This is a genomic window from Shewanella sp. 492 (genome assembly GCF_059338445.1).
In genome coordinates this window covers 1,925,254-1,948,967 of record NZ_CM181702.1, presented here as the reverse complement: position 1 = coordinate 1,948,967, position 23,714 = coordinate 1,925,254, and the positions used below count along the sequence as shown (strand labels likewise).

The following is a 23,714-nucleotide window of genomic DNA, read 5'->3' as shown; positions in this document are numbered from 1 at the left end:
TTACCGCCTATCGTAACGCTTGAGCCGAACTACACACAATGACACAATGATGATTCATAGCCCAGTGATAAAGCAACTCAAATAGCAAGGAGACCCATTTTGATCCTTTATGGCATTAAAAATTGCGATACCGTTAAGAAAGCCCGTAAGTGGTTAGAACAACATCAACAAGCAGTTGCTTTTCATGATTTTCGTGAGGATGGTTTAAATCGAGATGATTTAGAAGCTTGGGTCGATGCTCTAAATTGGGAGACGTTATTTAACAAACGTAGCACCAGTTTTAGAAATCTGAGTGATGACGATAAGACCGCCATAGACAAAAACAAAGCGATTGAATTGATGCTCGCACACCCGACTTTGATTAAGCGTCCGGTATTAGTCATTCAAGGTAAGGTATGGGTTGGCTTTAAAGCCGAGCAATACCAGGAGATCTTTAGCTAATGACTCAAGATGTCTTAACGCTGGCACAAGATCTGATTAGCCGTGCGTCTATCACCCCACTCGACGAAGGATGTCAGCAGGTTATGGCGGACCGCCTAGCCGCGAAAGGTTTTAATATTGAGTCAATGGTGTTTGAAGACACCACCAATATGTGGGCCAGACGCGGTAATGATGGCCCATTGTTTTGTTTTGCGGGTCACACTGATGTGGTTCCTGTTGGCGATCTCAATCGCTGGCATACGCCCCCTTTTGACCCTGTGGTGATTGACGGTTATCTGCATGGACGCGGCGCAGCTGACATGAAAGGGTCGCTCGCCGCCATGGTGGTCGCCACCGAACGCTTTGTTGAGCAACACCCCAACCATCATGGCTCAATCGCCTTTTTGATCACCAGTGATGAGGAAGGTCCATTTATTAATGGTACGCCACGCGTGATTGACACACTCGAAGCGCGCAACGAGAAAATCACTTGGTCATTGGTAGGTGAACCCTCATCGACCCATAAGTTAGGTGACATAGTCAAAAATGGTCGCCGTGGTAGCCTCACAGGTAACTTGACGGTCAAAGGGATTCAAGGCCATGTCGCCTACCCTCATCTAGCCGATAACCCGATTCATAAGGCCGCGCCCGCACTGGATGAATTGGCGCGCATGACTTGGGATAAAGGCAATGACTTTTTTCCGCCAACCAGTTTCCAAATCGCCAATATTAATGGCGGCACGGGCGCATCGAATGTGATCCCAGGTACCCTTGAGGTGATGTTTAATTTCCGTTACTCGACCGAGGTGACCGCCGAGATATTGATCCAGCGTGTGCTTAACATACTCGATGCACACGGCTTAGATTATGATATCAGTTGGATCTACAACGGCTTGCCATTTTTAACCGAAGATGGACCACTCCTGCAAGCGACCAAAGAAGCCATTAAAGAGCACACCACTCTCGATACCGATCCGCAAACTTCCGGTGGCACCTCTGATGGCCGTTTTATTGCGCCTACAGGTGCCCAAGTCATTGAAGTCGGCCCGGTAAATGCGACCATCCACAAGGTGAATGAATGCGTTAAAGTCGCCGATATTGAACAGCTGGCCTTGATATACCAGCGCATACTGGAAAAGCTATTGTGCTGAGCACTGGCCACCTTTATGGCCTTGAAAATAATCTGCTTATTGATTATCAAGGCCATAAATTACAAAGTGATACTGCTCATCAATTTGCTTTGATGCAAGCCGCGGCTGCCAAAGACAATATTGCACTGCAAATTGGCTCCGCTTATCGCGATTTTGCACGGCAACTCACCATATGGAACGCCAAAGCTAAGGGACAACGTACGGTACTCGATGCGCAATCACAGCCTATCGATATCGGTCAGCTGAGCGAGGATCAATTAATTGATGCCATCCTACATTGGTCAGCGCTGCCTGGTACATCACGCCACCACTGGGGGACTGATATTGACGTATTTGATGCTCATCAAATAGCGCGTATGCAGTTGCAACTTGTGCCCAGCGAATATCAAGCCCATGGCCCCTGCCATGCGCTGCACACTTGGCTCACCCGTTACAGTGGCGATTTTGGGTTTTATTTCCCCTTTCAAGCGGGCTTAAGCGGCGTCAGCCCTGAGCCATGGCATTTGAGTTATTATCCTAAAGCTAACGATAATCTAGCTGCGTTCGATATTCGCACCTTAGCAGCTATCTTGTCGCAGCAACCTATAGCATTAAAAAGCACGATATTAGCTAGACTCGAACACTTAGTCAGCCACTATGTGTTTCATGTTGCCCCCTCTCCTGTGGGCTAACCTTTATACTTTATATTGAGCCACCATGAACCAACATCCAACACAACACACCCAGCTTATTGACGGTCATACCATGCACTACCTTGATATAGGCCAAGGTCCGGTATTGTTATTTGGTCACAGCTATCTATGTGACAGCACAACATGGCAGGCGCAACTGACCACACTCAGTCAAGATTACCGCTGTATCGTGCCAGATCTGTGGGGACATGGTCAGTCTGATAACCTGCCAGCCTCTTGCCGCTCACTTAAACAGCTCGCCGAGCACCATTTGAGCTTGCTCGACAGACTCAATATCGACACCTTTGCCATTATTGGTCATGGTATTGGTGGCATGTGGGGAGCGGAACTCACCTTACTCGCCCCCGCTCGGGTGAACAGCCTGGTGTTGCTGGGCTGTTTTCTCGGTTTTGAACCCGAAGTAAGCCGCGCTAACTATTACGCCATGCTCGATGAGATAAATCTGGCTAAATCCATCTCTAGTGACAATATCGACCAGCTTGCAACACGTTACTTTAGCGCTGTTGCGCAGCAAGATAATCCGCGGTTAATTGAGGCTTTCAAACAACAGCTAAGCACCATTGCACCTGAGCGTATCGACTCGCTATACCGCTTAGGCCGCATCCTTCATGGTAGGCGCGATATCATGGAAGATATTGAGCAATTAACCTTACCTTGTCTTATCATGACAGGTACTGATGACAGACTGCACCCCATACTCGAAGGTTACCTGATGCACGATGCCATTGATGGCAGCCATTATATTCACCTGCCGCAAGCGGGCCACATGGCCAACCTTGAACAAGCTGAGCTAGTCAATCAACATCTGTTAGCATTTCATACTCAGCACATAAAAGGCTAAGCACTGATATAAAAGTATTTACTGTATTTTGCACTGAATAGACCAGCCAAGCTAATATTCGGTGCTAAGATCCCCAGCGAAAAACCTTTAGAAAGACACGATAGTTATAAAATGAAACTACTTAAACCCCTGTTTGACAACAATCGCCGCTGGGCGGGCCGAATTCTCGAAGAGAATCCTGATTTTTTTCAGCAACTGGCACAACAGCAGAACCCAGAATATCTGTGGATCGGCTGCTCCGACAGTCGAGTCCCCTCTAACCAGATAATCGACTTGATGCCCGGTGAAGTGTTTGTACATCGAAATATCGCCAATATGGTTATCCATACAGATTTAAACTGTTTGTCTGTACTGCAATACGCGGTAGAAGTGCTCAAAGTAAAACACATTATGGTGGTAGGCCACTATGGCTGCGGCGGCATTAAAGCGTCGATGGGCAAACAACGCTTAGGGCTGATCGACAACTGGTTAGGCCACATTCGTGATATTTACCGACTGCACGACAGCGAGCTCGCTCAGCTTGATGAAAAGACCCGCTTCGATCGTTTATGTGAGCTCAATGTCATTGAACAGGTAGGCAATGTGGTCAGCACAAACATAGTGCAAGATGCTTGGGAGAGTGGCCACAATGTGGCTGTACACGGCTGGATTTACGGTGTCGAAAATGGCTTACTGACCGATCTCGATGTCACCGTTGATAGAGATATCTTTAATCGACGTTAAGCTTACGTTTGATGAGCTAGTAAAATAAGTCAGCGCACGATTTACACATAGTGCGCTTTTTATATTCAGCCTTAAAGTTGTGCTAAAAAATAGCTATTTCAGATAAATATTGCTTAATAAACATCGCAGTTCCCCTCCTATCCCAGTTATAATCGAGTATCTTTTTTCGCGCAGTGCGCGCAGCGAACGCTAAGGAAACTTTCAATGCCTGGTTTTGAACTATTTGGTCCTGAAGAGAAGCAAGAAGTTGCAGATGTAATGGAAAACGGATTTACCTTTCGATATAACTTCGATCACATGCGTAATGACCGCTGGAAAACGCGTGAGATGGAAACCTTGCTTTGCGAAAAAATGAATGTAAAACATGCTCACTTAGTCTCAAGCGGTACCGCAGCGCTGCAAACGGCTATGGCCGCAGCGGGAATTGGCGCCGGCGATGAGGTCATTGTACCGCCATTTACCTTTGTGGCATCAGTAGAAGCGGTATTCATGGCAGGGGCCGTGCCGGTTTTTGCTGAAATTGATGAAACGCTCTGCCTATCGCCAGCAGGGATTGAAGCGGTGATTACTCCACGCACCAAGGCAATTAATTTAGTGCATATGTGCGGTTCTATGGCGAAGATGGACGACATTAAAGCCATCTGCGAGAAACACAACTTAGTGATTTTAGAAGATGCTTGCCAAGCCATTGGCGGCAGTTATAAAGGTCAAGCACTAGGCACCATTGGTGATGTTGGTTGTTACTCGTTTGACTCTGTTAAAACCATCACTTGCGGTGAAGGCGGTGCGGTGATCACCAATAATGACACCATTTATAATCATGCTCATATGTTCTCAGATCATGGTCATGATCATGTGGGTAATGATCGCGGTGCCGAAGGCCACCCTATTATGGGGCTAAATTTTCGCATTTCAGAAATGAACTCAGCAATGGGGCTGGCGCAGCTGCGTAAACTTGACAAGATTATTGAGATCCAGCGTAAGCATAAAAAATGGCTAAAAGAGGCCATGGCTGAATTACCAGAAGTCTCATTTCGGGAAATTCCCGACCCCGAAGGCGACTCAGCTGGCTTCTTAACCTTTATGATGCCCACCGAAGCCCGCACGATTGAGATCAATAAAAAGCTAGCAGAAAATGGGGTTGACGGCTGCTTCTACTGGTATGTCAATAACTGGCATTACTTACGTAATTGGAAACATATTCAAGAGCTTAAATCACCAGCGGCCTTGCCTATCACTCTCATAAAAGATAAACCTGATTACACTCAGGTTGCAGTTCCAAAATCTGATGCCATCATGAGTCGTACTATCTCGATGCTGATCAAACTCTCTTGGACAGAGGATGAGATCAAGCAACGCATCGAAAACATTAAGCGTGCTTTTGCTTAAAACACCTATTATGCCCGCCGCGCAGTAACCCTATACCAACTGCGAAGCCAGCTCTTACAGTACTAATCCCAAAGGAGAATGTGGTAATGAGTTTTAAAAATTTTAAGTGTGTTCCTAAGATGATCTTTGGTCGAGGCTCATTCGCTGAGCTTGATAAGGTAGTTGGTGCGGAGCGCCAGCAAGCCGATGACTTTGTCGTGTTTCTGGTCGATGATGTTCATCAACATAAACCCTTAGCGACACGCGTCCCGGCAAAAGCACAAGATTTAACCATTTATGTCAATGTTGATGATGAACCAACAACGGCACAAGTTGACGCATTAACTGAACAAGTTCAAAAGTTTAATACGAAGCTCCCAGTCAGTGTGGTGGGTTTAGGCGGCGGTTCTACCATGGATTTGGCTAAAGCTGTCTCTTTGATGTTAACCAATCCAGGGGGCTCTGCTATGTATCAAGGTTGGGATCTGATTAACCACCCAGCGGTGCATCATGTAGGTATTCCAACCGTATCGGGTACAGGCGCAGAAGCATCGCGTACTGCGGTATTATGTGGGCCGGTGCGAAAATTAGGCTTAAATTCAGACTACACCGTATTTGATCAAATCATCATGGATTCTGAGCTCATCGAAGGCGTACCCACAGAACAGTGGTTTTACACTGGGATGGATTGTTATATCCACTGCATTGAGTCACTACAAGGCACTTACCTCAACGAATTTGCCCGAGCCTTTGCTGAAAAGTCGATGGATCTTTGCCGCGAGGTTTTCTTAGGCGATCACCCAGAAAAAGATGACAAACTTATGATGGCGTCATATATGGGTGGGATGAGTATCGCATATAGCCAAGTCGGCGCATGCCATGCTGTTTCTTATGGTCTAGGCTATGTATTAGGCTACCACCATGGAATAGGTAACTGCTTGGCTTTTGACGTACTTGAAGAGTTTTATCCTGAAGGCGTAGCGGAATTTCGCCATATGATGAAAAAGCACAATATCGTGCTCCCCAAAAATATCTGTAAAGATCTTCCTGATGAAACCATCGCTAAGATGGTCGCTGTTACTAAGAGCATGGCTCCATTATGGGATAATGTTTACGGTAGCGGATGGGAAGAAAAAGTCACCGACGAGATGCTTACTAAGCTGTTCCGTCGTATCTAACCTCCGGCCTCACGAATTAGGCTCTATATGAGCCTTTTATCTTGAGGCCACTTACTTGCAAAAATAGGTACCTATAATGAATGTAACTCTGTTAATCCCTGCGCGCTATGGTTCTAGTCGTTTCCCCGGCAAACCGCTAGCTCCGATTAACGGTAAACCAATGATCCAGCACGTATACGAGCGTGCCGCATTGGCAAAAGGCATCACCGCGATTTATGTGGCCACTGACGATGAACGCATTAAAGCGGCGGTAGAATCCTTTGGTGGTCAAGTTGTTATGACAGATGAGAATGCCGCATCGGGCACTGACCGGATTGAAGATGCCATCACTCAACTGGGGTTAAAAGACGATGACTTAGTGATTAACCTACAAGGTGATCAACCGCTTATCGATCCCATCACCATTGAGCAGATCGTCAGTTTATTTGAGCGCCACCCAGGTGAATTTGATATGGCAACCTTAGGTGTTGAAATCACTAATGAGAGTGAGTTAAACGATCCTATGCACGTTAAAATGGTGTTTGATAACGATTATAATGCCTTGTATTTCTCCCGTGCTCGTATCCCTTTTGGCCGTGATACCAACGACTATCCAGCCTATAAACATTTAGGCATTTACGGTTACACTCGTGCCTTCATCTCGACGTTTGCTAAGCTGCCTTTAGGCCGCCTAGAAAATTTAGAGAAATTAGAACAACTACGTGCCTTAGAATACGGTTATAAAATCAAAGTGGCGATCAGTGCATTTGATTCACCAGAAGTTGACACCCCTGAAGATATTCGCATCTGCGAAGCGCGTTTAGCGGTCGACTAACAACAAGAGGTGGGTCATGTCGAATCTGGAAGTTTGGTTAATCATCATCTTAGTTATCGCTGTAATCGTCAGCAATCTTGCGGTGCTTAAATACAGTGCTAAATTTAAAATGACTCAATTTGGCAAAGATCATGCTCAAAAAACTACATCTGAGAAGCGTAAACAACGGGACGAAGATGACTCATCTCAAACGACAGCACAAAATCAAGATGATCATAGCGACAATGACGTCACACCTAAGCGTTAAAGCCAAGCTCAATCGCTAATCGCAACTATGCTGGTCTACCTTTAGCATTGTGTTACAAAAGGCTTACTCATTGGGTAAGCCTTTTCTCCCATCTCTAGCCTAATAATCGTGCGATCCACAGTTGTGGTTCACCGACTATAAATTGATATTGGCTGCCATCTTTTAAGGTGATTTCGATACCATCAGGTGTAATAGGTAAAATCCCCGCCCCTTTGCCCCAACAGGTATCAACATTAACAATATCAATTAATGGTAATAGATAAGGTCCAATGGTAGCAGACCTATTAAAAGGTTCAAACTGCAGGTAATGCCGTGTTTTGGTCAGTCGACCATCACAGCGAACCACCCCCTTTTGAGCTGCCACTATCGATGACTGAATGTTTGCCTCTGCCATATTAATGATGGATTCCATTATCTCAACATGCTCCTTGATTGCATCGCCTTAGGCGATAAAAAGTCCTTGGTCTCATTATACAAAACATTATTTACGCTGTTAATTAGCAAAACGTATAGATAAAAAAAGCCAACCTAGCAAGGTTGGCTCTTTAATTAATAGCTACAACTTAATGAGGATCTTGCAACTCTTGCGCTAACTGCCGGCTAATTGCTTCTGGCGAGCCGGTATTTTGTGCTAACAATGAATAGGCCACGGGGATCACAAGCAAGGTAAAGATGGTCGCCAGCACAATGCCTGACAACACTACAACCCCAATCACAAAACGTGTTTCAGCGCCTGCCCCTTGCGCCATGACTAAGGGAATAGCCCCTGCCGCAGTGGTGATCCCCGTCATCAAAATGGGGCGTAAACGCTGGCTTGATGCTTGCACAATAGCCTGTTGAAACGCCATACCTTTGTCACGTAGCTGGTTAGTAAATTCAACAATCAAAATACCATTTTTAGCCGCTAAGCCAACTAGCATGATAATGCCAATCTGGCTGTAAATATTGAGACTTTGTCCCGTCAGCCATAACCCTATCAGTGCGCCTAAGGTGGCAAGCGGTACTGTCAGCATGATCACTATCGGATGCACATAGCTTTCAAATTGCGCAGCCAGAACTAAAAAGACAATCCCAAGGGCCAGAAGGAAGACAAAATACATTGAGCTCCCCGACTCTTGATAATCCAACGATTGCCCTTTATAGCTAATGATCGCCTCAGCGGGTAGATAGGTGTAAGCCATCTCGTTAAGGTAATCTAACGCCTCACCTAAACTGTAGCCATCGGCTAAATTCGCCTCAATGGTAATTGAGCGCATACGGTTGTAGCGGTTAAGCTGGCTTGCATCGGCAAACTCCTCCACCGACACTAAGTTGGCTAGCGGGATCAGAGCCTTGGTGCGGTCGGAGCGAACATAGATGTTAGTTAAATCATGAGCGGTGTTTTGATTATCTCGCTCCCCTTCAATGATCACATCATACTCTTCACCGCCCTGCATGAAGGTCGTCACGAGTCTTGAGCCTAACATCGACTCCAATGTTCGACCTATATGTGAAATAGATACCCCTAGGGCTGCGGCGCGATCTTTATCGATGACCACTCGCAGCTGCGGCTTGGTTTCTTGATAGTCGTGATCTAGGCCAATAAGGTTAGGATTATCTTTGGCTTTTTCCAAAATGATGTCTCGCCATTTAGCGATCTCTTCATAGCTAGGACCACCTAAGACAAACTGCACAGGTTTACCCACCCCGCGCCCAAACGCTTGTCGCATAACCGGAAAAGCACGTACCCCGGCAAGATCGGCTAGCCGTGCACGTACATCACCGATGATCTCAAAGGCGCTACGTCGCTGTGACCAATCTTCTAATACGATAATCGCCATTCCGTTAGAGAAATCGGCACTGCGACCGAAACTGCGCGGCGCCCTGATAAGCAAACGCTTAATATCTCCGCTCTCAACCAAAGGCATCAGCCTTGACTCAATCTCATCCATATAGGGGGTGATATATTCAAAGCTAGCACCTTGAGGCCCGTTAACGATTAAGAACATAGAACCACGATCTTCACGAGGAGCAAATTCTTGTGGAACCTGAGTCATTAACCAACCGCTGCTAGCAAGTGCAATAATTACCAGAGACGACACTACAAAAGGATGCTGCATCGCCTTGGTCAGAGTAACTCGATAAAAATGAGTTAAACGTGCCATCCCAGCATCTATTTTTTTGACCAACCAAGAGTCTTGCTCTGCAGGTTTGAGTAACTTAGAGCACATCATCGGACTTAAGGTTAACGCCACAATACTTGAGAACACCACTGCAGAACTCATGGCAACTGCAAACTCTTTAAACAACTTACCTAAATCACCTTCTAGGAAAGTGATTGGCATAAAGACAGCAACTAACACTAGCGTCGTCGCGACTACGGCAAATGCCACCTCCCGTGAGCCTAAATAAGCGGCTTTTAACGGAGAGTCACCTTGTTCAATGCGTCGATGAATATTCTCTAGGACCACGATAGCATCATCAACCACCATACCAATGGCTAAAATCATCGCCAGTAGAGTTAACAAGTTAATGGTGTAACCTAAGGCGTAAAGCACGATAAACGTGGCCATTAGCGATACAGGTACGGTCAAGGCCGGAATTAACATGGCGCGCACACTGCCTAAAAACAGGTAGATCACCACTATGACTAAAAACATGGCAATAAATAAGGTGCGATACACCTCTTCAACCGAGGCTTCGATAAATACCGAGCTGTCGTATGAACGCTTAATTTCCATCCCCGCGGGTAAGGTGGGGTTAATCTTATCGACTAATGCATTAGCCGCTCGCGCCACATCTAAGGTGTTGGCGGTCGATTGTTTAGACACACCAAGACCTATCATCGACTCTTTGTTGCCTCTAAAAGTGATGCGTTCCTCTTCTGATCCCACTTCCACTCGGGCAACATCACCTAACTTAATCAGATAACCATCATCGCCTTCAGCCAAGACTAAATTGGCAAAATCGGTAGCATTTTTAAAGCTGCGCTCCAAACGCACAGTAAAATGACGATCTTGAGATTCGACCGAGCCTGCGGGTAACTCAACGTTTTCTGAGCGTAGCACTCGTTCAATATCCGCCACCGTCAGCTTACGTGCCGCTAAGGCTTGCCGATCGATCCACACCCGCATGGCATACACCTTACCGCCACCGATACGGATATTGGCCACGCCATCAATAACCGAGAATCGATCGACTAGATAACGCCGCGCATAGTCGGTCAGTTGTAGGGTATTCATCTGATCTGAGACCAAGTTAAGCCACATGATCACTTCATCGCCGCCATTGGCTTTTTGCACCTCTGGCGGATCGGCTTCCTCGGGTAGATTATTAAGTAATCCTGAGATGCGGTCTCTCACATCGTTCGCAGCCGCCTCTATGTCTCGACCAACGTCAAACTCTAAGGTCACAGACGAGCGTCCATCCCGGCTCGATGAATTTATGTTGCGGATCCCCTCGACACCACTAATACGATCTTCGACCAACTGGGTGATGCGACTTTCAACCACTGCGGCGCTTGCACCGCGATAGTTAGTTTGGACCGACACGATAGGGGGATCAATATTAGGGTATTCACGCAGCGGCAGTTTCTCAAACGCTACCAAACCGAAGACAATCAACAAGATGCTAATAACGGAAGCAAAGACCGGTCGTTTTACTGACAAATCCGTTAAGATCATACTAAGGGCTCCACCTTAGCCTGCTGAAGAAAACTAAAGTTTTCGCTCATCTGCACTTTAACTGCATCACCGGGACGGACTTTTAAAATGCCGCGGGTCACAACCTGATCACCCACTTTTAAGCCATCAATAACCTCTACCCAGCCACGTTTACGAATACCTATTTTAACTTGGCGTTGCTCTATCACATCGTCCTCATTCACGAGATAGACAAATTGATCGCGTTGGATCGGGATAATCGCCGCTTCGGGTATGATTAACGCTTCGCGGTTTTGCTTGATAAGTTTTACCTTCATCAGCATCCCAGGTAGTAAACGTAAATCTTGATTAGGCAACTCGGCGCGCACGACGACCGCGCGGGTGGTGGGATTGACTCGGCTATCGATGGAGACCACTTTACCGCTAAACATTTCGCCATCATAGGCAACCGCACTGGTTTCCACCGTCTTACCCACTTTAAGTGACTGTAAGAAACGCTCGGGCACCGAAAAATCCAGTTTAATGGTGGAGATATCATCTAGGGTGGTGATCACTGTGCCGGGAGTGACCAAACTGCCTTCACTGACTTGGCGTAAACCCAAGCGACCTGAGAATGGCGCCAGTATGCGTCTATCTTTTAACGCCGATTCCGCTTGCTCTAATTGGGCCTTAGCGGTGTCGATTAAGGTTTGCAGTCGATCCCGCTCAAGTGCGGCAACCGATTGGCTAGTCACCAGTGAGCTAATCCGTGCCAACTCCCTTTTGTGATCGTTCATCTTAACCTGCGCCACTGTAACACTGGCCATCTGCTCTCGGTCTTGCAAACGCACCAATAGACGGCCCTTTTCAACAATGTCACCGTCGTCAAAGTTAATCTCGGTGATCATGTCGGTCACTTTAGGTGTCACGGTTATCGATTCATTTGCTTTGCCTGTGCCTAATGCTTCAACCTCATCTCGGATTGGCTGCATTGCTACCTTGGCAATAACGACATTGGGTATAGGCCTAGCTTTTACTCTGACCTGGTCTGTAGACTGGGTTTGATAATAATAGGCGCCAGCGATTGCCGCTAATATGATTAAGAATATTATAGTTTTTTTCATCAATCTTCCGAATGGCATCATTTTGTTAACGGTAGTTTACCTAGGATTCAATACGCATCAAGGGGTTTTACTTTTGGTTACAAACTTAATACGTAAGATACTCAGATACAGTACGACAAGGCATTACAATGGGATCAATAACACTGGAATGAGCGAGAAAATTAACCCAATAATCAATTAGTAGACATAAAAAAAGAGGCAATATTAGCCTCTTTTTTATCATTGTGCAGTGCAAGATTAACGCACTTTACGGTCTTCTCGCATTAACTCTGCTAAGGTCTCGTAAACGGTTTCAATCACATCATTACTCAATGGTTCATCATTCATGTCATTAAGGTAAATACGGGTGTTAGCATTATCACTATCTTGTTCGATACGAAGACGATAGCCACCTTGTTCTAACGGCAGTTTATTATCGTTCCATAACGAACTCCAGAAACCAGAGTCATCATTAATACTAATAAAATAGAGCCCTTTATTACTGTCCATATCGACAATTTCAAACCCCATTTCTGGTAAGACAATGCGTAAGCGCTCCCATGTACGAGTGTAAGGTGCTTGAGCTAACCAATAAGCCACCGCAGGCTCAGTGACTGCGGAAGGCTCAGCCTTCACTAAACTCACATCAATACCTAGGCTCTGTTTCAGGCGTTTAGCCTTGATCAATTGCTCGCGCTTTATGCTCATGTAAGCGATAGTATTATTGAGCATATCGACCGTATAACGGCGCTTATCTTCACCCGTAAGGATAACATCTTGAGTTTGACCATCAAAACGCTCTTCATGATCAATAAGTTCGATAGCTAAATTACCGCTACGGCCATGGGGACGCACATTAACCGTAAAGCGATAACGTTGGCGAACTAAATAAACATCGTCATCGCCCCATAAATTAGAGTCGATTAACTCTTGGTGTTCAATCCAATCCGTTTCGATAATTCCGGCATCATCATCTTCTTTAACCATCTCAATCGATTGGCTATTAAGATATGCTTTAAGAATATCCAGCATTTCGGTTCGTAAGTCGATATCGTTATCTATCGATTCAACCACGATTTTAATGCTATCACTCGACTCCTCAACATGAGTACCTTCGGCCATGGGCAACACTTGTAATGGCGGGCGAATATCCAGTTTTTTGCCCACTAGGCTAGTGTCGACTTTATTGCCGACTGCTGGGATCTCATATTCATTACTGTATTTAGGTTGATTAAGCCCTTCGGGTATCACCAATTTAGGCTGAGACTCCAATAACACATACTCATCGCTACCATTAGCCTGACGTCTATCAATAGGTGAACTACACGCTGTAACAGCTGCGATCAGTAAAATTGGGGTGACTTGCTTTAGCATCTATTATTGAACCTCTATTCGGGCATTTTTCATCGCTTCTAGCAACAGACCATGAAACTGGGGAGAAAGTTCCGTTAAGGGTAAACGAATATCACCGTGGCTTATCAAGCCCATACGGTGCGCAGCCCATTTAACAGGAATTGGATTAGCCTCCAAGAACAGTGAACTAAACAAAGGTTTAATTTGCTCTTCTATTGCAATAGCCGTGGCCATATCTCCACTAAGGGCGGCGGCGCACATCACTTTAAACTGTTTAGGGACAATGTTATTAGTAACAGATATAACACCATCACCACCTAAGGCGAGGAACTCACGAGCCGTAGGATCATCACCACTATAGAGTTTAAAATCGTTACCACATAACTGCCGTAATCTGGCCACGCGGCTGAGATCGCCGGTTGCTTCTTTAACACCGATGATATTAGGCACGGATACGAGTTCGGCCACTGTTTCGGGTAACATATCAACCGAAGTACGGCCTGGTACGTTATATAAAATTTGTGGGATGTCGGTGGACGCTGCAACCGCACGGTAGTGGGCTATCAGGCCTTTGGGGGTGGGCTTATTATAATAGGGCGTAACACCAAGCATCGCGGCTACGCCACTGTTTGCCTGTGCCTTGGTCAGTTCTATTGCTTCGGCCGTGGCATTAGCACCATTGCCACCGATGATCGGCAGTCGTCCAGCTGCAAACTTAACCACGTGCTTGACCACTTCAATGTGTTCAGTCATGGGTAAAGTAGCTGATTCGCCAGTGGTGCCAACCGCAACAATAGCGTCAGTCCCCTGCTCTATATGGTATTCGACCAGTTTTTCTAGACTTGCATAATCGACTGAGCCATCACTATTCATTGGTGTGATTAAGGCTACAATGCTTCCGTTTATCATGTGACTTCCCCAAGGATTCAGGATTGGCTATGGTACTGATGCTAAGCGGTAAAAACAAGCATAACTCTCACTACAACGTCAGAATTTCACCATAACATTACCCAAGGTATTTGTTTGAACGTTTGTTAAGACGGGGATCGCAAAACCACTAACATGTGTTAGCATGTCGTGCTGCAAAAAACGTTATCGTTAAGTAGCGTTTATTTGTACTATTTTCACAGTAATACGGGGGAATTTCATGTCTAATCATCTGGTCGTCACCGCGCTGGGAGCGGATCGTCCCGGTATCGTCAGTAAATTTGCACGCCTTGCAAGTGAATGTGACTGCGATATTGTCGATAGTAGAATGGCCATTTTCGGCAATGAGTTTACCTTGATCATGATGATTTCTGGCTCTTGGCCTGCCATCACGAAGATGGAAGCAAACTTGCCAGCATTGAGTGTTGAACTCGGCCTGTTAAGTGTGATGAAACGGACCTCAAAACATACGCCACGCAATTATGTCTCTCGCCTGCAAGTCTCTTTTAATGGTCAAGATCAGCGTGGCACCATGAAACGCTTAACCCAATTCTTGGCTGATCGGTCATTGGATCTGGCAGCCGTGCGCTCTCACGCTGAAGAAACCGTTGACGGTGAACCCATACAAAATGTGTTTTTAACCATTAATGTGCCAGAGAAAGTGGATATCGAACAACTCGAACAAAATATCATCGAACTGGCCGACGAATTAAACCTAAGCTGCAATATTGAACGTATGCAGGGGATCGACAGCAATCAAAAGGAACGCGAATGAAAACCTTAGCCCAAGGGGATGTAGCCCCATCCTTTACCTTAAAAAATCAAAACGATGAAGCCATTTCACTTGAAGCGGCATTAAAAAACGGTCCCGTGCTGGTGTATTTTTATCCTAAGGCGCTGACCCCTGGCTGTACTGTACAGGCGTGTGGCTTAAGAGACAGTAAACCTCAGCTTGACGCCAATCAGGTCACTGTACTGGGTATCAGCCCGGACCCTGTGGCCAAGCTGGCACGTTTTGCCGATAAACATCAACTTAACTTCTCTTTATTAAGTGACGAAGACCATGCCATTGCCGATGCATTCGGGGTGTGGGGCGAGAAGAAGTTTATGGGCAAAGTGTATGACGGCATACACCGCCTCAGCTTTCTTGTTGGCCAAGATGGAAAAATCCAGCATGTATTCGATAAATTTAAAACCAAAGACCATCATGAAGTTGTAATGAAAGTTATTGATAGCCAGTAGCCAATAAGTTAAAGCGACAAAAAAAGCCAGCAAAGATGCTGGCTTTTTAATATCAAAATAATGGTTAGCTGTTTAGTTGATGGTGTGACTTGCCATTACATTAAACACGCTATTGTACCTCACCAGCCTTTTACCACCCCGAAATTATTGATGCATTGTACAGTGAATAGGCTTAGGCCGACGGCGATGCTGATGGCTGTTTATCTGGGTTATCATTCTCTGCTTTAGCCACAGTCGCCGTAGCCGAATTCACTTGAGGCCAGGCATTGAGCACCGCTTTCACTAAAGACGCCAACGGGATCGCAAAGAATACTCCCCAAACACCCCACATGCCGCCAAACACCAATACCGCTGCGATAATAAATACCGGGTGCAGGTCAACCGCATCCGAAAACAACACCGGCACTAACACATTGCCATCGAGTGCTTGAATGATGCCATAACCTAACATTAAATAACCAAACTCAGGGCTTACACCCCACTGAAAGAAGGCCACCAAGGCAATGGGCAGCGTCACCAGCGTGGCACCGACATAGGGGATCAAAACCGACAAGCCGGTAAGCACGCCAAGTAATGCCGCATAACGTAGATCCATAATGGCAAAAAATAGATAACTGACCACGCCAATAATGAAAATTTCGATGACTTTACCACGTATATAATTAAAGATTTGCTGATTCATCTCTAACCACACTTTACGCGCTAAATCGCGATTGGATGGGATAAAACGTTTGCTGCCACGGATCAGCAACTCTTTATCCTTCAGGAAAAAGAACACCAGCAAAGGTACTAAGATGGTGTAAACCATTAACACCAATAATGACGCCGAGTAACCAATAAGCTGTTTGCCTAAATCCAGTAAGTGCTGTGTATCGAGCAGTTTTTTAAGCTCGCCAACGGTTGTATCTAACTGTTCAGTACTTAAAAATTGCGGGTATTGTTCAACATACCCTTTAATCGTAATAAGCCCTTTATCGAGCATGGAGGGTAAATCCGTGACTAAGCCCAGCCCCTGCTTCCAAATGCTGGGCACTAAACCAAACATCAGCAATATCATCATGCCAATAAACAGCACTAAGACTAATGAGGCACCAGTGGTGCGGTTGATCCCAAGGCGCCCCATTTGCGCGACGGGCCACTCCAACAAAAAGGCTAACACTAAGGCAACCAGCAGTGGCGCTAATAACCCACCTGCAAAATAGAGTGCCAACGCAATACCCACAATGATGAATACCAGCGTTACCGCTTGGGGATCGCTAAATCGGTCTTTATACCAATTGCTTAATAAGGATAACATTCACACTTCCTACTCAGTAACACATTACAATTACGACCGGACCGTTTTAACCACGGCGAGCACTAATACTTGGTCATTATTTTGTTGTTCGGTGTACAGATAACCTTGTCGCGTTAAAAAACGCGGCGCATCTTGACGTGTGCCTTTATCGGCAAGACTCACCACTAGTTGCTCACCATCGCTCATCTGTTTAAGCGCCAGCTTAAGCTTAACTAAGGCTAAGGGACATCGATAAGAGGTCAAATCAATAAAAGTCATAATCAACTTGCTAAATACAAACTCAGGCTATTATCCTAAGTCTCTGACTAAACCACAAGTTATCAATGTAAGTCGCAGTAAACTTTGCCAATATCTCATGATAAGCACAATGAGATACTCGACATAAATGAACTAATGGTGTTCTATTCACTCTGATAATCAATATGATAAACAGATAACCCGCTAAGGATAAGTTTGAGTAAAATTAACACAGCCAAGTCCCTCCTTGCGGGGGCGATGTCACTGGCCTTGTTTGCCGTAGCCCCTATAGGGTTTGCTAATAATGACCTACCGGATCTGGGGACGGCCGCGGTAAACACCTTCAGTCTAGAAAAAGAAAATACCTACGGCGATGCTTATATGCGCGTCATTCGCTCGTCAGCGCCAGTGCTAAACGATCCTGTATTAAATCAATATATGACAGAGTTAGGCAATAAACTGGTGGCTCACGCTAGTGGGGTCAAAACCCCCTTTTACTTTTTTTTACTGCGCAATGATGAGATCAACGCATTTGCGTTTTTCGGCGGCCATGTCGGCGTTCATACAGGCCTGTTTTTAAACGCTGATAATGAAAGCCAGTTAGCATCGGTTATCGGCCATGAAATTACCCATGTCACTCAACGTCATTTAGCCCGCTCGATAGAGGCCAGAGATAAGAGTTCAACGGCCACTATGGTGGGCCTGCTTGGGGCCATTTTGTTGACTATTGCGGCGCCGCAGGCCGGAATGGCGGCGATGGCTACCACCCAAGCTTTGGCAACCCAATCCCAAATTAACTACACCCGCCTGCACGAGAAGGAAGCCGACCGTATTGGGATGCAAATCCTCGTCGATGCTGGGTTTGACCCTAATGGCGCCGCGGATTTTTTTGCTAAGCTGGCCACTCGCTACCGTTTTACCACTAAACCACCACAGATGTTATTGACTCACCCGCTGCCTGAATCGCGGATCAGTGAAGCGCGCAACCGCGCCGCGCAGTATCCCCATCGATATATCGCCGATAATCTCGATTTTCAGTTAGCCAAAGCCCGTATTCAGGTGCGCTTTTCAAGTTATAGCGAAGAGGCCGCATTAAGCCTATTTCAAAATCAGTTAAAAAAAGGCCAATATGAATATAAACAAGCGGCTGAGTACGGATTAGCGTTAGCGCTGCTGCGCTCAGAGCAAGCACAACAGGCCGAAAAGATCATCGATGAGCTCCTGACTCACGCGCCCAATAACGTGTTTTACTTAGATACCAAAACCGACTTACTGCTGGAACGTAAACAGCATGATCAGGCGATTGCCATGTTGGAAAAGCAGCGACAATTGAAACCCACTTCTCAAGTGATAAATATCAATTTGGCTAATGCTTATATTGAACACAAGCAGCCCCTTAAGGCGATCCCTATCTTAGAGGAGATAATTTTCCTCGATAAACAAAATCAACTGCCACTGCAGTTGCTTAGTGAAGCCTATAAAGCTGCGGGTAACAAATCGATGGAGCATTATATTAAAGCTGAAGCCATGGCCTTGGCGGCAAATTACGACGGCGCCATTGATCAACTTAATTTTGCCTATCGATTATCCGAGCAAGATCCATTGCAGTTGGCGCGTATCGAAGCCCGTATTCGCCAATTTAAACTATCGAAGAAAGCTATTGAGCAATTGTAACAACGGGCGGTGAGCGAACTCTTTGTGACTCCGCTCACCTTTTACAGTAGAATATCAGCAACTTTTGACAATCAGCAGATAACCTATGACGCAAGTTAGTATTATTCATAACCCTCGCTGTTCAAAAAGCCGTCAAACTTTGGCGCTACTTGAAGAAAATGGCTGTGATATTCAAATCATAGAGTACCTCAAGACTCCACTCACTAAGGTTGAGATCCGCGGCATTCTGACTAAATTAGCCCTCCCCCCTCGCCAATTAATGCGTACTAAAGAAGATGAATATAAGGCGTTAGGTCTCGCCGATATTGACGATGACGAACTGCTTATCCAAGCCATGGTCGATACGCCCAAACTTATCGAACGCCCCATAGTGTTAGCCAATAACCGTGCGGCGATCGGGCGCCCCCCAGAAAACGTGTTAAGTATTTTATAAGGCGTCTCATGAGCTCAAATAAGTTATTTCAAATCAGTCGAGCCTGCTACCTAGCATTACTGTTATTGATGACCGCATGGTTTGGTAATCAAGGGCTAAGTGGCGAATATTCGCTTATTTTTAGCCTGTTATGGATTTTGCCCCTGCTGGCACCATTAAAAGGGATCTTAAGCGGCGATCCCTACACATACGCTTGGGGCAGTTTTATTATCTGTCTCTATATGCTGCATGGATTAACCTTACTGTATGTAACCGACACGGCCTTTGTGTTTGCCGCGATTGAAGTGCTGCTACTGGCGATACTACTGGTAACATTGCCATTTTATGCGCGTATACGAGGCCGTGAACTGGGATTAGGATTAAAAAAGAAAAACAAGCAGTGATTGAATATCTTAACTGACTCATCAGCAACCTGTATCACTAAAAATAACCCTATGATTACCCCATAGGGCTATTTTTTATGCGAACTAATGAGTAATAAACAATGCCATTACAATTAAATAAGCGTCCTATTCGCTGATAAGCCCATAATTGATGCAGCAATACATGCTTAGATTAGAGGCTTATGTCAGGCTTTAAACAGCTACCTAATAATTTACTTCACTTACCTATTACGACTATCAGTATCACTATCAGCGGGCTTAGACTTAGCTTCTGTGACCTTTTTCCCTTTAAACTCATCGGCCACATTAGCATCACTTAGGGCCTCGACAGATAACAAGCTTATCAACTCAATGCCAACAGGTAAGTCGGTGATCGCCTCGGTAATAAGCTTCACTTTACCCTCTTGCAGATAGATAAGCGGCAATGCCAGGTCTGCGTAACGACGTTTAAAATCGGCAAAGGTGAAGTTATCGGTAATGCTGGTTACCTTGATCATGCCGCCTTTTGCCATGGTTGTGGCTAAACGTGTATAGGATACCGACTCACCAAATAAACATAAGCGCTGCCGATAAGATTCTGACAGCTTATGCCGGGCACTATTGCCTTCATTATTATTTAATCCGAACACTTTATCTTTACCCAGTACATCTTGGTAATGAAAGGTCACTAATGGATTTAACTGCCGATAAGGTGATAGCACTAATAAGCGACCCACACCGCTCATATCAATTGCATTTTCAGCATGCTCAGACGCGGGATTACCAAAATAAACCGGAATATTATCCATACGCGATAATCGAATGTTATCCCAGTTATTATCGGCCAGGATCACTGGCACATTCTTACTCAACAAGACTTTTGCAAGGGCTCTAGCAAACTTTGAGGCACCAAAAATAAGTAAACCTTGTGACGAGCCTGATTTCACCCCTAAAAAACGCGCCCAACGGCTGGCCGTGAGACTTTGGGCCACCACTGTGCCAATAATAATAAGAAACACCAGCGGCACTATCTGTTCGGCGCCGGGTAAGCCTTGGTTTTCCAGTTTAATGGCAAACAAGGATGATACCGCAGCGGCAACAATACCGCGTGGCGCCACCCAACTTAAAAACCATTTATCAGCTCTAGCTAAAGAACTGCCAATGCCACAACACCAAACGCTAACGGGCCGCGCGATAAACATTACCACACACAATAATGCGATTCCTTGCCAGCCCAAATTCAGCAGTGCTTGCGAGTCTAGGCGCGCCGCCAGTAAGATAAACAGGCCCGAAATAAATAACACTGTGAGGGTTTCTTTAAATTCAATAATATCGTCAATATCGACGCCGCGCATATTAGCCAGCCAAATCCCCATCACAGTAACAGTCAGCAGGCCCGACTCCTCCTGTAACAGATTGGATAACACAAACACACCCAGCATAATCGTTAACACGGCAGTATTTTTCAGATAATGTGGCACAAGGGCACGCCGTATCACAATACCAATAGCGTAGCCTGTACACGCTCCCAAGCCGATACCAATACCTAACATATAGACTAAAGAGTGAAGCACATGGGTAGTCGGCTCGGCTGCTACTGCAATGTATTCAAACACCAACACCGCCAGTAAAGCCCCGATGGGATCGATGACTATGCCTTCCCAACGTAAGATACTGGCTAATTGCGCTTTAGGCTTGATACTGCGGAGCATGGGCACAATTACAGTTGGGCCCGTTACGACCACTAAGGCGCCAAATAACATCGACAACTCCCAGCTGAATCCCATGATGAAATGGGTCGCACAACCTATGATGGCCCAAGTGATCAAAGTGCCAATGCTGACAAGATTGGTTACCATGCGGCCATGTTCACGGATCTCGGAAAAGTTAAGAGTGAGCGCCCCTTCAAATAAAATAACCGCCACCCCAAGGGAGATGATAGGAAACAACAGATCGCCAAAAACCACATCGGGATCGAGAATACCAAAGGCCGGCCCCACCAGAAGACCACACAGCAATAGCGGTAAAATAGCAGGTAAACGAAGTTTCCAGCCTAACCATTGGCAAAGGATGGATAACGCACCGACCAGTCCCAGCATGGCAGTGATCTGCTCAACCATTGATATGTCCTTTGATATAAACAAAAATTACACTCTATAGCATGCGTGACACATGCATACTTGTCGATTTTTTAATACCGTCCTTTTTTCAGCGCATAGCCACAACAAGTATTATCATCTCTCATCATGACAATAACAGAACCGATATTAGTTGGTATGCAATAGAAAAACCATAAGAAGAATACCCGTGCAGTCAGCTCGGCAGAAGTGCGATTAGCAGGAATGGATATTAAAAAAAGACATTAAAAAAGCCCTAGCATGGCTGCTAGGGCTTGTTTAATTTGGCGGAGCGGACGGGACTCGAACCCGCGACCCCCGGCGTGACAGGCCGGTATTCTAACCAACTGAACTACCGCTCCAAAAGGTCATGTAATGTTAAACTTACTAATACTACATTTAAAATTAGGCACTTGATTGGCGGAGCGGACGGGACTCGAACCCGCGACCCCCGGCGTGACAGGCCGGTATTCTAACCAACTGAACTACCGCTCCACATCAAGTTGCGATGCATATTACTGAGGCGATAAACCCCCGTCAATCATTTTTTAAAAAAAGCGATTTGATTAGTTAAAAATTCATCAACTTAAGCTAAAGCGATTACTTTCTGTCTTATTCCTAGGCAGATCTTCTGGCATAGAGAGGTCTATCTCATCTAACGTTGGGCCTACCTCTTGACTGCGTTGTTGATCTAACCGCGCTGCGGCCACAGCCATTGCACGATGTAGATTTTGTCGTTTACGCCAAACCACTAAAGCGATAAGGCCAACTACCAATAAGGTGCCGTTAATGGTCATTATCCAAAATAAAGCAGCATCTTTAGCTTTTGCTTCAGCTATTGCGGCTTTTTTGGCGGCAATAACCACTAACTCTTCTGGCGTTGGCGGCGGCGCTGGCGGCGGCACTAAATTAAAAAATTGCTCTGGCAGTTTAAGCACCACTTCACGCCCATTTTGCGTAGTGGAAACTACCGAGCCCGTAATTCGATAACTGCCAAACTCGGTGATTGTAGGTAGTTGCAGCTCAAAGGGGGTTACTGTGATGCTGGGCAACGGCAAATTTATCCGCAGCCCAGCCGGGCCAACAAGTTCAAACTCGAAATGGGTGTTCTCTAACGCTAATTGGCTATCATCGACCGACAGTTGTAACTGCCAACGGCCATTTAAATGATCATCGGGCTCAATGATCTGCAAGGTCACTGGCATCGGTGATAACATAAAGTCGCGACGAAACTCGCGGCTAAAAATAGTGTTTTCTGCCGTCACTTGAAAACTGTAATGGCCCCAGGGGTAAGTTAGATTGATCTCGCTGGTAAACACCCCATCATCGGGTTGCTCATCAAATTGCTCGCCATTATCTTTATAGCTGCCCACTATTAAGGTGCCTTCAGCAAAATTAGCATCGCCTGGGCGATGTTCACTGACAAAACGTACCGTCCAATTGACGAGATAATCAAGCCCAGGCATGCGTAAGCGCTGCTCATCGCCCATCAATTTGGCGACCACTTTAAGGCGCTCTCCTTGATAAACCGGCTGTGGTAATGGCTGAACATCGATATTCAGCTTGGAGACTTGCTCAACCATTGAGCCCTTTGCCACCTGCCCTAACAGTTGCCATGGGCCGGGCATGGGATCTTTGATGGTGATGATGTCGCCACTTAACCCATCGGCCCATTTAACAGACTCAGGATGACGCGATTGATACCATTTCGAGCCATCGGGTAGCACCACAATCACAGGCGAACTGCCGTAATCCCGTTGAATAAACAAGGTTACCTCATCGACCATATGATCAATTCGAAAGCGATTTTTTAATGCTTTGGCATAAGTTGCATCGACCACTTGTGCGCTTACATTGACACTCGCTAAACCTAGCATCAATATCACACTGATGGATGTTAACCATTTTTTCATAA

23 protein-coding genes and 2 tRNA genes are annotated in these 23,714 nt (G+C 45.8%); 14 read left to right on the top strand and 11 right to left on the bottom strand.

Annotated features, from left to right (window positions below; all coding sequences use genetic code 11):
- The first annotated feature begins 99 nt into the window (after positions 1 to 99).
- From AC5YBX_RS08785 to AC5YBX_RS08745, 9 genes are all read left to right on the top strand, one after another.
- Entirely contained in the window at positions 100 to 441 is a 342-nt protein-coding gene (locus AC5YBX_RS08785) for an ArsC family reductase (RefSeq protein WP_494519155.1), read from the top strand.
- Positions 441 to 1,571, top strand: a complete 1,131-nt coding sequence (dapE, locus tag AC5YBX_RS08780) for a succinyl-diaminopimelate desuccinylase (protein ID WP_494519156.1) — start codon at positions 441 to 443, stop codon at positions 1,569 to 1,571. Before AC5YBX_RS08785 ends, dapE begins: the two co-directional genes overlap by 1 nt.
- Entirely contained in the window at positions 1,565 to 2,242 is a 678-nt protein-coding gene (locus tag AC5YBX_RS08775; protein WP_494519157.1) for a M15 family metallopeptidase, read from the top strand. Before dapE ends, AC5YBX_RS08775 begins: the two co-directional genes overlap by 7 nt.
- A gap of 25 nt (positions 2,243 to 2,267) precedes the next feature.
- The gene (locus AC5YBX_RS08770) at positions 2,268 to 3,104 is read left to right on the top strand and encodes an alpha/beta fold hydrolase (protein ID WP_494519158.1); all 837 of its coding nucleotides are present in this window, start codon (positions 2,268 to 2,270) and stop codon (positions 3,102 to 3,104) included.
- A 111-nt stretch (positions 3,105 to 3,215) separates the two neighbouring features.
- Complete coding sequence (gene can / locus AC5YBX_RS08765) at positions 3,216 to 3,827, top strand: carbonate dehydratase (protein WP_494519159.1); 612 nt, start codon at positions 3,216 to 3,218, stop codon at positions 3,825 to 3,827.
- A gap of 204 nt (positions 3,828 to 4,031) precedes the next feature.
- Positions 4,032 to 5,216, top strand: coding sequence for an 8-amino-3,8-dideoxy-alpha-D-manno-octulosonate transaminase KdnA (gene kdnA, locus AC5YBX_RS08760; RefSeq protein WP_494524765.1), 1,185 nt, complete (start codon positions 4,032 to 4,034; stop codon positions 5,214 to 5,216).
- 86 nt (positions 5,217 to 5,302) lie between these two features.
- The gene (gene kdnB / locus AC5YBX_RS08755) at positions 5,303 to 6,373 is read left to right on the top strand and encodes a 3-deoxy-alpha-D-manno-octulosonate 8-oxidase KdnB (protein WP_494524764.1); all 1,071 of its coding nucleotides are present in this window, start codon (positions 5,303 to 5,305) and stop codon (positions 6,371 to 6,373) included.
- Between the two features lie 76 nt (positions 6,374 to 6,449).
- Positions 6,450 to 7,187 (top strand): 8-amino-3,8-dideoxy-manno-octulosonate cytidylyltransferase KdsB, encoded by a 738-nt coding sequence (kdsB, locus tag AC5YBX_RS08750; RefSeq protein ID WP_494519162.1) that lies wholly within the window; start codon positions 6,450 to 6,452, stop codon positions 7,185 to 7,187.
- A 16-nt stretch (positions 7,188 to 7,203) separates the two neighbouring features.
- Positions 7,204 to 7,434 (top strand): DUF2897 family protein, encoded by a 231-nt coding sequence (locus AC5YBX_RS08745; protein WP_494519163.1) that lies wholly within the window; start codon positions 7,204 to 7,206, stop codon positions 7,432 to 7,434.
- Between the two features lie 94 nt (positions 7,435 to 7,528).
- On the opposite strand, the gene AC5YBX_RS08740 is transcribed toward AC5YBX_RS08745, so the two are convergent.
- The 5 genes from AC5YBX_RS08740 to dapA all read right to left on the bottom strand — a co-directional run bounded on the left by AC5YBX_RS08740 (position 7,529) and on the right by dapA (position 14,419).
- Positions 7,529 to 7,846, bottom strand: coding sequence for a hypothetical protein (locus AC5YBX_RS08740; protein ID WP_494519164.1), 318 nt, complete (start codon positions 7,844 to 7,846; stop codon positions 7,529 to 7,531).
- 151 nt (positions 7,847 to 7,997) lie between these two features.
- Positions 7,998 to 11,096, bottom strand: coding sequence for an efflux RND transporter permease subunit (locus AC5YBX_RS08735; RefSeq protein ID WP_494524763.1), 3,099 nt, complete (start codon positions 11,094 to 11,096; stop codon positions 7,998 to 8,000).
- The gene (locus AC5YBX_RS08730) at positions 11,093 to 12,178 is read right to left on the bottom strand and encodes an efflux RND transporter periplasmic adaptor subunit (protein ID WP_494524762.1); all 1,086 of its coding nucleotides are present in this window, start codon (positions 12,176 to 12,178) and stop codon (positions 11,093 to 11,095) included. The genes AC5YBX_RS08735 and AC5YBX_RS08730 overlap by 4 nt, the downstream gene beginning before the upstream one ends.
- A 237-nt stretch (positions 12,179 to 12,415) precedes the next feature.
- Entirely contained in the window at positions 12,416 to 13,531 is a 1,116-nt protein-coding gene (gene bamC, locus AC5YBX_RS08725) for an NlpB/DapX family lipoprotein (RefSeq protein ID WP_494519167.1), read from the bottom strand.
- 3 nt (positions 13,532 to 13,534) lie between these two features.
- A complete protein-coding gene (dapA, locus tag AC5YBX_RS08720) occupies positions 13,535 to 14,419 on the bottom strand; it encodes a 4-hydroxy-tetrahydrodipicolinate synthase (RefSeq protein ID WP_494519168.1) in 885 nt (294 codons plus the stop codon).
- A 238-nt stretch (positions 14,420 to 14,657) separates the two neighbouring features.
- Here dapA and AC5YBX_RS08715 point away from each other — a divergent pair, with 238 nt between their 5' ends.
- Together AC5YBX_RS08715 and bcp are read left to right on the top strand one after the other, a co-directional pair.
- Positions 14,658 to 15,212, top strand: coding sequence for a glycine cleavage system transcriptional repressor (locus AC5YBX_RS08715; RefSeq protein WP_494519169.1), 555 nt, complete (start codon positions 14,658 to 14,660; stop codon positions 15,210 to 15,212).
- The gene (gene bcp, locus AC5YBX_RS08710; protein WP_494524761.1) at positions 15,209 to 15,679 is read left to right on the top strand and encodes a thioredoxin-dependent thiol peroxidase; all 471 of its coding nucleotides are present in this window, start codon (positions 15,209 to 15,211) and stop codon (positions 15,677 to 15,679) included. The genes AC5YBX_RS08715 and bcp overlap by 4 nt, the downstream gene beginning before the upstream one ends.
- A gap of 172 nt (positions 15,680 to 15,851) precedes the next feature.
- Here the strand turns inward: bcp and AC5YBX_RS08705 are convergent, their stop codons facing one another.
- A complete protein-coding gene (locus tag AC5YBX_RS08705; RefSeq protein ID WP_494519171.1) occupies positions 15,852 to 16,976 on the bottom strand; it encodes an AI-2E family transporter in 1,125 nt (374 codons plus the stop codon).
- Positions 16,977 to 17,006: 30 nt separating this feature from the next.
- Positions 17,007 to 17,234: a sulfurtransferase TusA family protein gene (locus tag AC5YBX_RS08700; protein ID WP_494519172.1), complete on the bottom strand. Its 228-nt coding sequence runs from the start codon at positions 17,232 to 17,234 to the stop codon at positions 17,007 to 17,009.
- A gap of 195 nt (positions 17,235 to 17,429) precedes the next feature.
- Here AC5YBX_RS08700 and bepA point away from each other — a divergent pair, with 195 nt between their 5' ends.
- From bepA to AC5YBX_RS08685, 3 genes are all read left to right on the top strand, one after another.
- On the top strand, positions 17,430 to 18,887 hold the full coding sequence (bepA, locus tag AC5YBX_RS08695) for a beta-barrel assembly-enhancing protease (protein WP_494524760.1): 1,458 nt from the start codon (positions 17,430 to 17,432) through the stop codon (positions 18,885 to 18,887).
- 85 nt (positions 18,888 to 18,972) lie between these two features.
- A complete protein-coding gene (arsC, locus tag AC5YBX_RS08690; RefSeq protein WP_494519174.1) occupies positions 18,973 to 19,320 on the top strand; it encodes an arsenate reductase (glutaredoxin) in 348 nt (115 codons plus the stop codon).
- A gap of 8 nt (positions 19,321 to 19,328) precedes the next feature.
- Positions 19,329 to 19,703, top strand: coding sequence for a DUF2069 domain-containing protein (locus AC5YBX_RS08685; protein WP_494519175.1), 375 nt, complete (start codon positions 19,329 to 19,331; stop codon positions 19,701 to 19,703).
- A 221-nt stretch (positions 19,704 to 19,924) separates the two neighbouring features.
- On the opposite strand, the gene AC5YBX_RS08680 is transcribed toward AC5YBX_RS08685, so the two are convergent.
- The 4 genes from AC5YBX_RS08680 to AC5YBX_RS08665 form a co-directional block, all read right to left on the bottom strand.
- On the bottom strand, positions 19,925 to 21,802 hold the full coding sequence (locus AC5YBX_RS08680) for a cation:proton antiporter (RefSeq protein WP_494524759.1): 1,878 nt from the start codon (positions 21,800 to 21,802) through the stop codon (positions 19,925 to 19,927).
- A 282-nt stretch (positions 21,803 to 22,084) separates the two neighbouring features.
- Positions 22,085 to 22,161, bottom strand: a tRNA-Asp gene (locus AC5YBX_RS08675).
- A 56-nt stretch (positions 22,162 to 22,217) separates the two neighbouring features.
- Positions 22,218 to 22,294, bottom strand: a tRNA-Asp gene (locus AC5YBX_RS08670).
- Between the two features lie 86 nt (positions 22,295 to 22,380).
- The gene (locus AC5YBX_RS08665) at positions 22,381 to 23,712 is read right to left on the bottom strand and encodes a TIGR03503 family protein (RefSeq protein ID WP_494524758.1); all 1,332 of its coding nucleotides are present in this window, start codon (positions 23,710 to 23,712) and stop codon (positions 22,381 to 22,383) included.
- Positions 23,713 to 23,714 lie beyond the last annotated feature (2 nt).

Bases quoted from the DNA above. Each gene is read 5' to 3' on its own strand.
- dapE (WP_494519156.1), top strand. From the start codon at position 441: ATGACTCAAGATGTCTTAACGCTGGCACAAGATCTGATTAGCCGTGCG.
- AC5YBX_RS08735 (WP_494524763.1), bottom strand. From the start codon at position 11,096: ATGATCTTAACGGATTTGTCAGTAAAACGACCGGTCTTTGCTTCCGTT.
- AC5YBX_RS08700 (WP_494519172.1), bottom strand. From the start codon at position 17,234: ATGACTTTTATTGATTTGACCTCTTATCGATGTCCCTTAGCCTTAGTT.
- AC5YBX_RS08705 (WP_494519171.1), bottom strand. From the start codon at position 16,976: ATGTTATCCTTATTAAGCAATTGGTATAAAGACCGATTTAGCGATCCC.
- arsC (WP_494519174.1), top strand. From the start codon at position 18,973: ATGACGCAAGTTAGTATTATTCATAACCCTCGCTGTTCAAAAAGCCGT.
- AC5YBX_RS08665 (WP_494524758.1), bottom strand. From the start codon at position 23,712: ATGAAAAAATGGTTAACATCCATCAGTGTGATATTGATGCTAGGTTTA.
- AC5YBX_RS08685 (WP_494519175.1), top strand. From the start codon at position 19,329: ATGAGCTCAAATAAGTTATTTCAAATCAGTCGAGCCTGCTACCTAGCA.
- kdnA (WP_494524765.1), top strand. From the start codon at position 4,032: ATGCCTGGTTTTGAACTATTTGGTCCTGAAGAGAAGCAAGAAGTTGCA.
- kdsB (WP_494519162.1), top strand. From the start codon at position 6,450: ATGAATGTAACTCTGTTAATCCCTGCGCGCTATGGTTCTAGTCGTTTC.
- AC5YBX_RS08715 (WP_494519169.1), top strand. From the start codon at position 14,658: ATGTCTAATCATCTGGTCGTCACCGCGCTGGGAGCGGATCGTCCCGGT.
- kdnB (WP_494524764.1), top strand. From the start codon at position 5,303: ATGAGTTTTAAAAATTTTAAGTGTGTTCCTAAGATGATCTTTGGTCGA.
- dapA (WP_494519168.1), bottom strand. From the start codon at position 14,419: ATGATAAACGGAAGCATTGTAGCCTTAATCACACCAATGAATAGTGAT.
- bamC (WP_494519167.1), bottom strand. From the start codon at position 13,531: ATGCTAAAGCAAGTCACCCCAATTTTACTGATCGCAGCTGTTACAGCG.
- AC5YBX_RS08770 (WP_494519158.1), top strand. From the start codon at position 2,268: ATGAACCAACATCCAACACAACACACCCAGCTTATTGACGGTCATACC.
- bcp (WP_494524761.1), top strand. From the start codon at position 15,209: ATGAAAACCTTAGCCCAAGGGGATGTAGCCCCATCCTTTACCTTAAAA.
- AC5YBX_RS08680 (WP_494524759.1), bottom strand. From the start codon at position 21,802: ATGGTTGAGCAGATCACTGCCATGCTGGGACTGGTCGGTGCGTTATCC.
- AC5YBX_RS08730 (WP_494524762.1), bottom strand. From the start codon at position 12,178: ATGAAAAAAACTATAATATTCTTAATCATATTAGCGGCAATCGCTGGC.
- AC5YBX_RS08740 (WP_494519164.1), bottom strand. From the start codon at position 7,846: ATGGAATCCATCATTAATATGGCAGAGGCAAACATTCAGTCATCGATA.
- AC5YBX_RS08745 (WP_494519163.1), top strand. From the start codon at position 7,204: ATGTCGAATCTGGAAGTTTGGTTAATCATCATCTTAGTTATCGCTGTA.
- can (WP_494519159.1), top strand. From the start codon at position 3,216: ATGAAACTACTTAAACCCCTGTTTGACAACAATCGCCGCTGGGCGGGC.